Source organism: Clostridium sp. YIM B02555 (assembly GCF_022320955.1).
GTDB lineage: Bacteria > Bacillota > Clostridia > Clostridiales > Clostridiaceae > Clostridium > Clostridium saccharoperbutylacetonicum.
On sequence record NZ_JAKJJY010000007.1, the window covers coordinates 118,933 to 132,704 of the forward strand.

10 protein-coding genes and 2 pseudogenes are annotated in these 13,772 nt (G+C 30.5%); 11 read left to right on the top strand and 1 reads right to left on the bottom strand.

What is annotated here, in order from left to right; all coding sequences use genetic code 11:
• The first annotated feature begins 41 nt into the window (after positions 1-41).
• The 10 genes and pseudogenes from L3B98_RS12105 to L3B98_RS12150 all read left to right on the top strand — a co-directional run bounded on the left by L3B98_RS12105 (position 42) and on the right by L3B98_RS12150 (position 9,803).
• Complete coding sequence (locus L3B98_RS12105) at positions 42-266, top strand: HypC/HybG/HupF family hydrogenase formation chaperone (protein WP_015394135.1); 225 nt, start codon at positions 42-44, stop codon at positions 264-266.
• Positions 253-1,335 carry a hydrogenase formation protein HypD gene (hypD, locus tag L3B98_RS12110; RefSeq protein WP_238916803.1) on the top strand — a complete coding sequence of 361 codons (1,083 nt, stop codon included), beginning with the start codon at positions 253-255 and terminating at the stop codon, positions 1,333-1,335. The genes L3B98_RS12105 and hypD overlap by 14 nt, the downstream gene beginning before the upstream one ends.
• A 375-nt stretch (positions 1,336-1,710) precedes the next feature.
• Positions 1,711-2,721 (top strand): hydrogenase expression/formation protein HypE, encoded by a 1,011-nt coding sequence (gene hypE, locus L3B98_RS12115; RefSeq protein ID WP_238916804.1) that lies wholly within the window; start codon positions 1,711-1,713, stop codon positions 2,719-2,721.
• Between the two features lie 140 nt (positions 2,722-2,861).
• Positions 2,862-5,144, top strand: a complete 2,283-nt coding sequence (gene hypF, locus L3B98_RS12120) for a carbamoyltransferase HypF (protein ID WP_238916805.1) — start codon at positions 2,862-2,864, stop codon at positions 5,142-5,144.
• A gap of 106 nt (positions 5,145-5,250) precedes the next feature.
• Positions 5,251-5,832: pseudogene (locus tag L3B98_RS12125) on the top strand (HoxN/HupN/NixA family nickel/cobalt transporter); the annotation flags it as partial.
• 179 nt (positions 5,833-6,011) lie between these two features.
• Positions 6,012-6,446: pseudogene (locus L3B98_RS12130) on the top strand (HoxN/HupN/NixA family nickel/cobalt transporter); the annotation flags it as partial.
• Between the two features lie 526 nt (positions 6,447-6,972).
• A complete protein-coding gene (locus L3B98_RS12135; protein ID WP_238916806.1) occupies positions 6,973-7,581 on the top strand; it encodes a uridine kinase in 609 nt (202 codons plus the stop codon).
• A 170-nt stretch (positions 7,582-7,751) separates the two neighbouring features.
• The gene (locus tag L3B98_RS12140; protein ID WP_238916807.1) at positions 7,752-8,060 is read left to right on the top strand and encodes a nucleoside triphosphate pyrophosphohydrolase; all 309 of its coding nucleotides are present in this window, start codon (positions 7,752-7,754) and stop codon (positions 8,058-8,060) included.
• Positions 8,061-8,113: 53 nt separating this feature from the next.
• Complete coding sequence (locus L3B98_RS12145; RefSeq protein ID WP_238916808.1) at positions 8,114-9,076, top strand: YafY family protein; 963 nt, start codon at positions 8,114-8,116, stop codon at positions 9,074-9,076.
• A gap of 100 nt (positions 9,077-9,176) precedes the next feature.
• A complete protein-coding gene (locus L3B98_RS12150; protein WP_238916809.1) occupies positions 9,177-9,803 on the top strand; it encodes a type 1 glutamine amidotransferase family protein in 627 nt (208 codons plus the stop codon).
• A gap of 504 nt (positions 9,804-10,307) precedes the next feature.
• Here the strand turns inward: L3B98_RS12150 and L3B98_RS12155 are convergent.
• Complete coding sequence (locus L3B98_RS12155) at positions 10,308-10,475, bottom strand: hypothetical protein (RefSeq protein ID WP_238916810.1); 168 nt, start codon at positions 10,473-10,475, stop codon at positions 10,308-10,310.
• A gap of 337 nt (positions 10,476-10,812) precedes the next feature.
• Here L3B98_RS12155 and L3B98_RS12160 point away from each other — a divergent pair, with 337 nt between their 5' ends.
• Positions 10,813-13,710 carry a DEAD/DEAH box helicase gene (locus L3B98_RS12160; RefSeq protein ID WP_238916811.1) on the top strand — a complete coding sequence of 966 codons (2,898 nt, stop codon included), beginning with the start codon at positions 10,813-10,815 and terminating at the stop codon, positions 13,708-13,710.
• Positions 13,711-13,772 lie beyond the last annotated feature (62 nt).

The following is a 13,772-nucleotide window of genomic DNA, read 5'->3' on the forward strand; positions in this document are numbered from 1 at the left end:
GATAAAGTTAAAATTTAATCTGATGTTTAGGAGGAAGTATTATGTGCTTAGCAGTTCCAGGAAAGATTTTAAGCTTACATGAATTTAGAGGAATTATAGAAATAGGTAATATGAAAAGAGAAGTTTTTATGCAGCTAATTCCAGATGCAAAAGTTGGAGAATATGTATTAGTCCACGCAGGTTGTGCCATAGAAAAAATTGATGAAGAAGAAGCAGCAAAAACTTTAGAACTGATAAAGGAGCTATCAGATAATGAAATTTGTTGATGAATTTAGAAATGGAGACTATGCTAAAGGCCTTGTGAAATTAATACAAAATATTACTAATGAAAAAATAAATATAATGGAAGTGTGTGGAACTCATACTATGTCAATATTTAGATATGGAATAAGGTACATACTTCCTGAAAATATAAAGATAATTTCAGGACCAGGGTGTCCTGTATGTGTTACTCCTCAAAGTTATATTGATACAGCTTTAGAGTTAAGTTTAAATAAAGACGTTATAATTGCAACTTTTGGAGATATGATGAGAGTGCCAGGTAAGACAACTTCCTTAATGAAAAGAAAAGGAGAAGGAGCAGATATTAGAATTGTATACTCACCAATGGATGCACTCACACTTGCAGAAAACAATTCATCAAAAAAAATAGTTTTTCTTTCAGTTGGATTTGAAACAACAACGCCAATGACTGCAATAACAGCAGTAGAAGCAAGAAAGAAAGGAGTAAAAAATTTATTTTTTTTAACTGCTCATAAAATAGTTCCACCTGCCATGAAGACTCTTGTAGAGGATAAGGAAATTAATATAGATGGATTTTTACTTCCAGGGCATGTTAGTGCTGTTATAGGTAAAAAGCCATATGAATTTTTAGGCAAGGAATATAAAATTCCAGGAGTTATAGCTGGATTTGAACCCTTAGATATACTTGGCGGCTTAAATAAACTTATTAATATGATAAATGAAAAAGATTATGACGTAATAAATGATTATAAAAGAATAGTCAGGGATTGTGGGAATCCAGAGGCTTTAGGGTATTTACATAAAGTTTTTGAAGTTACTGAAAGTGCTTGGAGAGGAATTGGTATTATTCAAAGTAGCGGATATAAATTCAATAAAGAATATGAAGATTTTGATGCGATAAAGCATTTTAATATAGATTATAAGGATTATGATGGAAGTCCAGGCTGTAGGTGTGGTGATATACTTAAAGGAAAAATAACTCCTTTTGAATGTCCACTATTTAAGAAGGCCTGCACACCTGAAAATCCTGTGGGCTCTTGCATGGTATCTTCAGAAGGTACTTGTGCTGCTTATTATAGATACAGTATATAATTTGCAGGGTACAGTTTGTACCACTTAGGGTACCCTATGGGCAATTTACAGTTTTAGGGGATATTTCTTGGAAATATCTTAAGTTATTTTAATAAGATTTATGTGATGTTTAGCTGTTGTAACACTCCCACTATATATGAAACTCCTTTTCTTGAAGTTAGATGAGTACTCACAGAGCATACGACCATCATCAAATCATAGATTTGAACTTTCACTTATCTGCTTAAGTGAGAGCTAACAGCGACATGACCATAGACAGAGTACCCCTTAAGGGTATAAGTTCAACTAAGATTCACATGGAGACCAAATCCAATCTTAATAAAGTTTCACTTGATTAAGGGAAATAATTATAGATATATAATAGGAGGAACAAATATGGAAGAGAGAATTTCATTAAGTCATGGTAGTGGTGGAAAACAAACTAATAACCTAATTAATGATTTATTTATAAAGTATTTTAATAATGAAATTATAAGTGAAATGAATGATTCAGCGCAAATTAGTCTAGATGGCAGCAAGAGAATTGCTGTCACCACAGATTCCTTTGTAGTTAATCCCATATTTTTTAATGGGGGAGATATTGGAAAGCTTGCAGTTTGTGGTACGGTAAATGATTTAGCCGTGAGTGGAGCTAAACCTTTATATTTAACCAGTGCATTTATTATAGAAGAAGGATTTGAAATAGAAAAACTAGAGATGATTGTAAAATCTATGGCAGATGCAGCAGAAGAAGCTAAGATTCAAATAGTAGCTGGTGATACTAAAGTAGTTGAAAAAGGTGGAGTGGATGGAGTATTTATAAATACATCTGGGATAGGCACAATTTATGAGAATACAAATATTAAAGCATATAATGCCATGGCTGGAGATGTGGTTATTGTTAATGGAACTTTAGGTGATCATGGAATGACTATCATGTGCCAAAGAAGCGGAATAGATATAGAAGGCGAGTTAAAAAGTGATTGTGCACCTTTAAATTCCCTTGTGGATTCAATGCTCGAAGTATGTTCTGATATTCATGTCCTAAGGGATGCTACAAGAGGTGGAGTTGCAGCTGTTTTAAATGAAATTGCAGAAATGAGCAAAGTATCCATTGAACTAGAGGAAAGTTCAATTCCTATAAGCGAAGAAGTAAAAGGAAGCTGCGAACTTTTAGGATTAGATCCGTTATATATTGCCAATGAAGGTAAATTATGCTGCTTTGTACCAGAAGCTTATGCAAATCAAGTATTAGAGGCCATGAAAAAACATTCACTTGGGGTTAATGCAGCGATTATTGGCAGAGTTATAGAGCAGGTTCCACAAAAAGTATATTTAAAAACAATCATAGGTGGAAAGCGAATAGTAGACATGCCTTCAGGTCAGCAGCTGCCTAGAATATGCTAAATTAGGTATATGAAAGAAAATAGACAGAGGATTGACTTGTTAATTTTTTGATAATGTCTTAGGAATGAGTTAGATAAAAATCATTTGGGTTAGTCTAGCAGCTATCTAGGATATTTTAAGCTATAGGAAGGTGTTATGTTATGAAGAGATTATTTTTGAAAGTAGAGGGGATTGTTCAAGGGGTAGGTTTTAGACCTTTTGTTTATAATGAAGCTCTAGCACTTGATTTAAAAGGGTGGATTAATAACAATTCAGAGGGTGTATATATTGATGTAGAGGGAGAAGAAAAGAAGTTAAATGACTTTATTAATAATTTAAAACTTAAAAAACCTTCATTAGCTAAAATAGAAAATATAATCATACAGGAAAAAGAGCTTATAAATTATAAAAGCTTTGACATTAGAGAAAGTGAAAGAAAAGATGAAAAGATTACTTTAATTTCTCCCGATGTGGCTACTTGTAAAGATTGTATTGAAGATATTACAAATCCATCAAACAAAAGATATAGATATCCATTTACAAATTGTACAAATTGTGGTCCAAGATTTTCAATAATAAAATCTATTCCATATGATAGAGATAACACAACCATGAAGAAATTTAAAATGTGCAGAGAATGCAATGAAGAATATACTGATCCAGTTAACAGAAGATTCCATGCACAGCCTAATGTTTGTAAGGAATGTGGTCCTGAGCTTTGGATTCAGGATTTCAAAGGAATAAAGATAGAAACTAAGGATGTATTAGGATGGACAAGAAAAAAACTTAAGGAAGGCAAAATTTTTGCTATTAAAGGCCTTGGGGGATTTCATTTAGTTTGTGATGCTGAAAATGAAGAAGCAATAAATATATTAAGAACTAGAAAAAAAAGACCACACAAATCTTTTGCTGTTATGATGAAAGATATAGACAAGGTTAAAAAATATTGTTATGTAAATGAGGAAGAGGAAAAAGTACTTATAGGCACAAAGAAACCAATAGCAATACTGGATCAGATTGATAGTTACAATTTATTAGAATCAATAGCACCAAAGCAAAAGACATTAGGAGTTATGCTGCCTTACACCCCGCTACATTATTTACTATTTGAAGATAAGGTTGAAATTTTAATTATGACAAGTGCAAATGTTAACGGATTACCTTTAGAATATAATAATGAAAGTGCAATTGATAATTTAAAGGATATTGCAGATTATTTTTTATTACATAATAGAGACATTTATATGCCAATAGATGATTCAGTAGTAAGGGTAGTAGATAATGAAGTTCGCATAGTAAGAAGAGCAAGAGGATATGTGCCTGAGCCTATAAAAATAGAGAATCCAAAAGAAATCTTAGCTTGTGGTTCAAATATGAAAAACACTTTTTGCATTGGAAAAGAAAATTATTTATTTTTAAGTCAATACAATGGGAATTTAGAAAATATAGAAACAATTGAACATTATAAGAATAATATAGAACATTTTAAAAATATATTTCATTTCACTCCCAAGTATATTGCTTGTGACATGCATCCAAATTATGCTTCTAGTGAATATGCATATAATTCACCCTTACCTAAAATTCAAGTTCAGCATCATCACGCACATATTGTAAGCTGCTTAGTTGAAAATAACATAAATAAAAAAGTTATTGGAATTGCTTATGATGGAACAGGTTATGGAATTGATGGAAGGATCTGGGGAGGGGAGTTTTTACTTTGTAATAACAAAGAATTTACCAGATTAGGACATTTAGACTATATAAAAATGCCTGGTGGTGACAAGGCTGTTAAGGAGCCATGGAGAATGGCTGTAGCATATATATATAAGATTTTTAAGTCAAAGATATGGAAGGAATGCAGCTCAGATACACAAATGAGAGAAATATTAAATAGACTCTATGGAAATAAAGCAATTAATATAATAGCTATGATTGAAGCAGATATTAATTGCCCTGAAACCTCAAGTATGGGACGCTTTTTTGATGCTGTATCAAGCTTAATTGGAATCAGAAACCATATTACATATGAAGGTCAAGCTGCTATTGAACTTGAAGCAGCTGCTTCTAAGAAGAGTTTGGATTTTTATGATTATGATATACCTTTAAGTGAGGGTTATATTTTGAAACCAGAAAAAATTATTGTAGGTATTATAAAAGATAAATTAATTGGTGAAGAAGCATCTATTATTTCAGATAAGTTTCATAATACAATAATTAAATGCTCAAAAGATATGTGTAATCTAATTAGAAAAGATACAGGTGTTAATGAAGTAGCATTAAGCGGAGGGGTATTTCAAAATTCTTATTTGTTAAAAAATTTAATAAATGAATTGGAAAATGAAAAATTTACTGTGTATACAAATAAACTTATACCAGCAAATGATGGTGGTGTGGCATTAGGACAAATTGTCATAGCAAATGAAATATTAAATAAGAAATAGGATAAGTATATGTAATTATTTTTCATACTTTATCTCAGGTCTAGCCTGCAAATATGTTGAATGTAATTTTATTTTTTCATAAACTAGTGAGAGAGGAGAGGTTGATATGAACTTCCCATTAAAAAAACATCATAAATGGATACCTTATGGTATTATAGTACTACTATTGCATGTTATAGGAATACTACTTTTATTACCCAATATAACTAAATATCCACAGATAGTTGGACTTGGCTTTTTAGCTTATACACTAGGTTTAAGACATGCTTTTGATGCAGATCATATAGCGTCAATTGATAACACTGTTCGTAAATTAATACAACAAAAAGAAAATCCTTTAGGTGTTGGTTTTTTCTTTTCTATTGGACATTCCTCGGTAGTATTTATCATGTCAATATTAACTGTGTTTTCAATGAAATGGGCTCAAGAGAATATCCCTTATATAAAAACTATAGGCAGTGTAATTGGTACAACTGTATCAGGCAGTTTCCTTATGCTTATAGGATTATTAAATTTATATATATGGTTTGATATTTACAAACTATTTGTTGGAGTACGCAAGGGGAAATTTGATGAAGAGCATATGAATCAGATTTTATTACAACGAGGATTTGTTTCACGCGTTTTTGGATTTTTGTATCGTTTCATCAATAAGAGCTGGCATGTGTATCCACTTGGTTTTTTATTCTTTAGGAAATTATATTGTTAGACAATCTGTGGATAACTTTTGAAACAGACTAATCAACTAGGCTTAATATTTTAAAAGAATAAAAAAATAAATCATATTCGCCTGCCAGATTTTTCTCACATGCGTTCGAAAAGGCAGATGCGTAAAAAAAATCTACGGCTCCACAGTCGCCTGCGATTTTTTTATTTGGCTTAGGATTTGATACTGCATCAGAAGTAGCGCTTTTAGCTATTTCTGCAAATGCTGCAACCCAAGCTGTTCCATTTTCTATGATAATATCTTTGCCAATTCTTTTTGCTGCTGGAATGAGTTTAATGGATACCGTGGATGGAATATTTATGACTACTGCATATAATTGGGCATTTTCAACTCCTTTACGCAAGATTTATTATAATTTATCAGTAACAGGATTGTCTATAATAGCAGCCTTAGGTATAGGATTTATTGAATTAGCACAGATATTAACGCCTAAATTGGGATTGAATTACGGAATTTGGGAATGGATACAAAATCTTAATTTTGCTGGAATTGGATATGTACTTGTAGTTCTATTTATTTTATCATGGGCAATATCGTATATAATTTGGAAGGTATTCCGTTTGGAAAAGGTGTAAATAGATACATATCCTTGATGGAATGGGAACAAGTAGAGGTAAAAAAGTGAGAATTATAATAAACTACACAATTTCTAAATTAAAATCTGTTTAATGGTGTATGTAATGAAGATGTGTAAATCTTATAAAAAATATGTTTTGATTTTTATAAATTTTGATATAATATAAATAAGAAAAGCTTAGTGCTGGTAACACTAAGCAATCCTTAGAACAAAAGTAGATAGCCAAAATTTTATATTTGATGCTGGTCACTTTCACAAAGTGCTTATTTTATTTTAGGGCTATTAGATTAGATTTTTTAAATAATCTTAGAAAAAAGTGCTTATCTTGTTGGGATGGGGCACTTTTTTCTTTACTTTTAACTTCTATATCAAGGCCAATAAACTTAGCTTTATATTTTAAATGATATATGAAAAGATTATGCACATTATTACTGTAGAAATACCTCCCGCAGGAGTGTATTTCAATAAATTCATTATAGGAAATCTGCTTTTAGGCAGCCGGATTTTAAATGTTGGAGGGAACCATGGGAAAGGAACTTAAGCCATTAATTTATAATGAATACAAAGATGTATTTGATGTAATTGAAAATTTATTAAAAGATAATAAAAAGTTATTAATTGCAATTGATGGAAGATGTGGTGGAGGTAAGAGTACTTTGGGATTACTGCTTAAAGAGCAGTTTGATTGTAACATTTTCCATATGGATGATTTTTTCTTACCTCTTGAGATGAAAACTGAAGAAAGGTTAAAAAAGGCTGGCGAGAATGTTCACTATGAAAGGTTTGAGGAGGAAATATTAAAGCCTATTCAAAACGGAAAGTCTGTTACATATAGGAAATATCTGTGTAATATATGGGAATTTAGTCAGCCCATCAAAGTTGAATCAAAGAACTTAACTATAGTTGAAGGAAGTTATAGTCTTCATCCTAAATTAAGAAATTACTATGATTATAAAATTTTTATAAATGTTAATTCAAAGGTACAATATGAGAGAATACTAAAACGTAACGGAAAAGAAAAACTAGAAGATTTTCTAAATAAATGGATTCCTATGGAAGAACATTATTTTGCAGAATTAGATATTAGGAATCAATGCGATTTAATACTTGATACTACAATGATGACAATATAGATGAGTGAAGGTACTATAATAAGTTCAGATGAAGAGATTAAATGAAGTATGGAAATGAGAAAAAAGCAATTGAGTTTATGGTAAGGAAGGGATAACTTTCAGTATAATGACAATGGAACATTGGAAGTAATTTATATTTAAATGAATAATTACGAAAAGAGTGAAAAGTAATGAAGACATATAATAAATTAGTTAGAGATAAAATTCCAGAAATAATAAAAGCAGATGGAAGAGCATGTGATACTGTAATTGTAGCTGGAGATGAAAAGTACGAGCTTTTAGAAGCTAAATTACAAGAAGAAGTTAATGAATTTTTAGAAGATAAGAATTTAGAGGAATTAGCTGATATAATGGAGGTTTTGTTTGGACTTGCTGATAGCTTAGGTTATAGTGAAGAGGACCTTTTAAATGCTAGAGATAAGAAGAGAGAGGAACGTGGGGGCTTTAAGGAAGGAATTGTACTTAATTCTGTATTGTAAATTGTACATATTTAAACATGGTTTATTATAAACCTAGGGAAGTGAGGAGCATTATGCCCAAAAATGATAATATGCTAGCAATCTTATGGATGCTGAATTCACGTGCAAAAATAACTGCGAAGGAAATATCTGAAAGGTTAGAAATAAACATAAGGTCAGTTTATCGTTACATGGATGCATTGTGCGTTAGTGGAGTGCCAATAATATCGGAGCCTGGTCATAATGGCGGATATAGTCTGCTTAACAATTTTATTCGAACACCTTTGTTTTTTGATATTGAAGAGAAAAAATCACTTTTGCATGCTGCAACTTTTGCAATGGAAGCAGGCTATCCTTTTATAGAAGCACTAAATAGTGCAACATCAAAGTTAAAGAGGTTCTCGAATCAAGAACAAGAAAAAAATCTTAATCGTCATTTAGTTGGATTTGAAGTAGTGAGTCGTATTTGCAATCCAGCTGTCAAACCTATATTAAGGGAGATTGAACAAGCTGTTGCTAATGAATGCTCTATGGAAATTGAATACTGTACAGGTTATGAAGGGAATCCTAAGCATAGGGTTGTTGACCCATATGGGATGCTTTATTGGAACGATAAATGGTATGTTGTTGGATTTTGCCATCTTAGGAATGAAATTCGCAGCTTTAGGGTAGATAGAGTAGCAAATATTATAAGCACTCAAAATACGTTTAAGCGTCCTGAAGATTTTTCGGCTCGTGAGTTTTTTACAAAAAACTTATTATCCGATGTGGAAAGTAAGGAAGGACTTTGCAATTTAGTAATTGAGGGTAAATCAGAAGCATTGAATGACCTTTGTGCACATTGGTTTTTAGGATATCATCTGATAGAGCGAACTGAATGCAGAGCTAATTTTTTAATGGATGAATACTCAATCCATACTTATGTTCCTCACATTCTACTCCAATATGGTAAATCAATAAAGGTTCTTGAACCAAATAGTTTTAAAGATGCTATGGCAGCAATTCTTAAAGATTTGATGGCCCATTATCTTAACTGACCGAATTTGTCAGTGAAGATAATTTATAATAGATCAAGATGGAGTTTGAGACCATCTTGTAATAAATAGCAACAATTAAATGAATTTGGAGGAATAGAAAATGAAGAATACAGTATATCTTTATGTATTTGATACAATGGCAGACTGGGAAATAGGTTATTTAAGCGCTGAAATCAATTCGGGAAGGTACTTCAAAAAGGGATTAATGCCGCTAAAAATAGTAACTGTAGGAATTACTAAGACCCCTATTACTACAATGGGAGGTCTTAAAATATTGCCAGAAATTGAACTTAAGGAGTGTAGTTTTAAAGATGCTGTTGCTTTGATTCTACCTGGCGGGAATACATGGACAGAAGGAATACATGCTCCAATTATAGAAATGGCTGAAAAATATTTAGAGAAAGGTATTGTTGTAGGGGCAATTTGTGGTGCTACAATAGGACTTACTATGGGGGGAGTATTGGATAAGCGAGCTCATACAAGTAACGACCTTGGTTATCTTAAAATGGTCTGTCCTAGTTATGCTGGAGAAATGTATTATAAGCAGGAATGTGTAGTTACTGATGGAAGTTTGATTACTGCTTCTGGAATAGCTCCTCTTGAATTTGCTTTGCATATATTGAAAATTCTAGATGTATTCTCACCGCAAACCCTAGATTCCTGGTATAATCTTTATAAAACCCAAGAGTCAAAATATTTCTTTGAGTTGATGAAGTCAATTGAATAAAATAGCTTAAAGTGGGCAAGATAGCTACTTTTCACCACCTTTTACTATAGGATGGTTTTTGTTGGTAATATTGGCCACACCCTCCAAGGAATAAGGAATCAATAGTATCTCATTGTTTATGATTATAGTACGCCGATAATCAGTTAAGGTGTCGAAGAAAGAATCCATTGATCTCTGGAATTGCTTGGATGAGAAGATGCAATGACTAAAGTTAATAAGCATAATTAGTAGTTGGTTTTATTTATAAATTATGAAATTAATATAAAAAATTAGAATACATTGCTCTAAAATCTAAAATTTATGGATTGGGAATAGAAGTGTGATATATTGTCTACATTTATTTTAAAGTAACAAATACAAAAAATATGTTTTAATTTTAAAAATATTTGATATAATATAAATAAGAAATGCTTAGTGCTGTAACACTAAGCAATCCTTAGAACATTTATTTTGTTTTAGGGCTATTGAATTAATTTATATCATTTATAAATTGTAGAAAAAGCACTACAGATCTTTGTCGGATGGAGGAGTGCTTTTTTCTTTACTTTTAATTTCTATATCAATACCAAGAAATTTACTCTTGATTTTTAAATGATGCACAAAAAGATTATGTCTCAAAATTAATCTAATAACATATATAATTGATGCACATAATATAAAAGTAACTATCATATCCAATACCACCTCCTAAGCTAAAGTGAAATAACTCACTAATAACCCAAGGAGGAAAAAACGTTCAAAACCTCCACAGCCATCCTTCTGTGGTTGATATATTTACATTGGATATTGTACCACAATTATCTAGTAGTATGTAGTAGCAAATGTTGGCAAAACTATATTGGACAATTTAGGTAAATCAACTAGATAAAAGTAAGGAAGATGAAAAAGTTAAAGAAATTAGTTAATTCATAGGTCCATTTTAATAATTTTAATTTCATGGTAATATATAGATATATTAGATAAATTAATCATATTAGGATTAATAAAACATGATTGTGGGAGTAAAAGAATGGATAACCTTTTAAATGAATTATCAGAAAAACTCAATATTAAGGGTATAGAGGAACTAGAGCCCAAAACGATAATAGAAGAAAAGTATCTTGTACATAATAAATTAATTGTAAATTCTCAAAGAGGTAATTTATTAAAGGAGCTAAAAATTAGTTTAGAGGAATGTGAGAAATTCTATTTTAGTGTAGCTTTTATAAATTTTAGTGGGTTGCAGCTATTATTGGATTCTTTTAAGGAATTAGAAGAAAAAGGGGTAAGGGGAAGAATTATTACTTCGACTTATTTGAATTTTACTGAACCAAAAGCTTTGGAGAAAATAAAACAGTTTAATAATATTGATTTGAAAATATTTATAGCAGATAAAGAAAAAGGCTTTCACACTAAAGCTTATATCTTTGAAAATGAGGACAATTACAAAATAATCATAGGTTCTGCTAATATTACTCAAAGAGCATTAAAAAGTAATATTGAGTGGAATGTTATGGTTATTTCTAAGAAGGAAACAGATTTTGTTAATGAAGTTTTAGAAGAATACAATTCAATATACAATGAGACAGGCTTTGTAGATGAAGCTTTCTTGAATAAATATAAAAATTTTATAATTAATCTACGCAAAGCAGAACATAAGAATATAGTAGATTTTTCCGAATATGAAATTATTCAGCCTAATGTAATGCAAAAAAGAGCTATGGAAAATTTAGATAGACTTAGAAAAACAGGAGAAAATAAAGCTTTAGTTATAGCAGCAACTGGTACAGGAAAGACCTATATGTCAGCCTTTGATGTTATGAATTTTACTCCTAAAAAACTATTATTCTTAGTTCACAGGGAAGAGATTTTAAGAGATGCTGAAGAGACCTATAAGAACATATGTAAAAATAAATACATAAAAACAGGTTTTTACACAGGTAATATGAAGGATAATAATGTAAATTATCTTTTTGCAACAATACAAGCCATGGAAAGAAATTTAGACAATTTTGCTAAAGATGAATTTGAATACATAGTTATTGATGAAGCACATCACAGTACAAGTCCTACATATAAAAAGGTCTTAGATTATTTTAAACCAAAGTTTTTACTTGGAATGACAGCAACTCCTGAGAGATGCGATACAGGAAACATTTTTGATAGGTTTGATAATAATGTAGCAATTGAAATAAGATTATATGAAGCTTTGGAAAATGAACTTATTGTACCTTTTCATTACTTTGGAATAACTGATATTGACAGCGTAGATTTAGAAGGGGTAAAGCTTGATGATTATGCTGAGATATCTAAAAGGTTAATGATTAATTCTAGGGTGGAGTTCATTATAGAAAAGATGAACTTTTACAATTATGATGGAGATTATCAAAAATGCATAGGCTTTTGTGTAAATAAAGAGCATGCTATTTATATGGCAAAGGAATTTTGCAAGCGTGGGATAGACAGTATCGCATTAACAGGAGATGATTCTGTTGATAAAAGACAAACCTATATAAAGAAATTAGAAGATAATGCTGATTCTTTAACAGTAATATTCACAGTAAATATTTTTAATGAAGGTGTAGATATTCCATCAGTTAACCAAGTATTAATGCTAAGACCAACTAATTCGCCTATAATTTTTATTCAACAATTAGGAAGAGGTTTGAGAAAACATAGGGACAAGCGTTTCTTAACAGTACTTGATTTCATTGGGAATCATAATAAAGCCTTTTTAATGTCAATAGCTTTAAAAGGTGGCAGATATTATGATAAAGATAGCTTGAAGGTATCTGTAGCCACTGATTTTTCAGATATACCTGGTTGTTCAAATATTCAAATGGATAGAATCGCACAAGAAAGAATTTTAGAACAATTAAATACTGAAAATTTCAATAGCTTAAAATATTTAAAAGAAGAATATAATGAATTTAAAGGCTTAATAGGTGGTAAGATTCCTTATAAGTTAATGGACTATGTTAAATACGATGGAGCTCCAGATCCATTAAAGTATATTAAATATGCAAATACTTATCTTGAATTTTTAAATAAGGTAGAAAAAAGTTCTTATATTAAGGATTTATTAGAAGATGAGGCTTTTGTTAAAGTTATGAAAGAATTATCTAGTAAATTGCCAATAAAGAGACCACATGAATTCATAGTAATAAAATATCTGCTAGAGCATGAAAAAATAACTCTAGAGGAAGCAAAAAATGAAATGCTAAAGTATATGGATAATGTAGAGGACAAAACCATAATTCATAGCTTTAAGACCTTAAATCAAAGTTTTTATGATAAACGTGAAATAGAAAGAAATATTAAATGCTTCAATTATGAAGACAATATATTAGTGAGATTATTACCGTTTATGAGAATATTAAAAGCTGAAGCTTATAAAAATATAATAAAAGATATAGTGAATTTTGCTCTTATCACTTATGAAAAGAAATTCGGAAGTGAAAACTTTGGGAATCCATTTTTAAAGTTATATGAACAATATAGGATGGTTGATTTAGCATTATTATCAAATTCTGAAAAGAAACATTCTTCATATAGGGATGGTGGTCTTGCAGTGAATGGTAAAGAATACTTTTTATTTATTGAGTTGCATAAAGATGCGGATATTAAGGAAAGTATTAATTACAAAGACAAATTTATAAACGATAGAATTTTTCAATGGCAGACACCAAACCAAACTCCTCAACATACAGATAGAGGTAAAGACATTATTTATAATGCAGATAGAAATGTAAATCTTCATTTATTTATTAGAAAATATAAAGAGATAGATGGAGTAACTCAACCGTTTATATATATTGGGAAGGGAAATGCAATAGAATTTGAAGGGGAAAAACCAATTACAGTTAAATTGGAACTTGAACATAAAATGCCAGATAGATTATATATTGAATTTACTAAAAAGGTATAAAAAAAAGACAATTGACACCAAAAGAGGTCAATTGTCTTTTTTGTAAAGCTTAAAAGTTACAT